This is a genomic window from Kluyvera sp. Awk 3, assembly GCF_028069715.1.
Taxonomy (GTDB): Bacteria; Pseudomonadota; Gammaproteobacteria; order Enterobacterales; family Enterobacteriaceae; genus Kluyvera; species Kluyvera georgiana_A.
This window is the reverse complement of record NZ_JANEWH010000319.1, coordinates 1-643: the sequence shown is the minus strand read 5'-3', so window position 1 is coordinate 643 and position 643 is coordinate 1. Positions and strand designations below refer to the sequence as shown.

2 rRNA genes are annotated in these 643 nt (G+C 46.2%); both read right to left on the bottom strand.

Annotated elements, in window-relative coordinates:
• Positions 1-301 (bottom strand): 23S ribosomal RNA (locus NNN71_RS24895); the annotation flags it as partial.
• A 225-nt stretch (positions 302-526) separates the two neighbouring features.
• Positions 527-643, bottom strand: a 16S ribosomal RNA gene (locus NNN71_RS24890); the annotation flags it as partial.

Genomic DNA, 643 nt, shown 5'->3' with positions numbered 1-643 from the left:
GTTCCACTAACACACAAGCTGATTCAGACTCTGGGCTGCTCCCCGTTCGCTCGCCGCTACTGGGGGAATCTCGGTTGATTTCTTTTCCTCGGGGTACTTAGATGTTTCAGTTCCCCCGGTTCGCTTCGTTAACCTATGTATTCAGTTAACGATAGTGTGACGAATCACACTGGGTTTCCCCATTCGGAAATCGCCGGTTATAACGGTTCATATCACCTTACCGACGCTTATCGCAGATTAGCACGTCCTTCATCGCCTCTGACTGCCAGGGCATCCACCGTGTACGCTTAGTCGCTTAACCTCACAACCCGAAGATGTTTCACTTCTGATTGCGAAAATTTGAGAGACTCGAACACACCNNTTATCTGTTCTTATTACGGAGAACAGACACAGTGTGTCGTTTCAATTTTCAGCTTGATCCAGATTTTTAAAGAGCAAAACTTCTTAATGCACTCGAAAGTACATTCAGAAGTTCATCATTTACCAGACAATTTGTGTGAGCACTTCAAAGAACGTTTCTTTAAGGTAAGGAGGTGATCCAACCGCAGGTTCCCCTACGGTTACCTTGTTACGACTTCACCCCAGTCATGAATCACAAAGTGGTAAGCGCCCTCCCGAAGGTTAAGCTACCTACTTCTTTTGC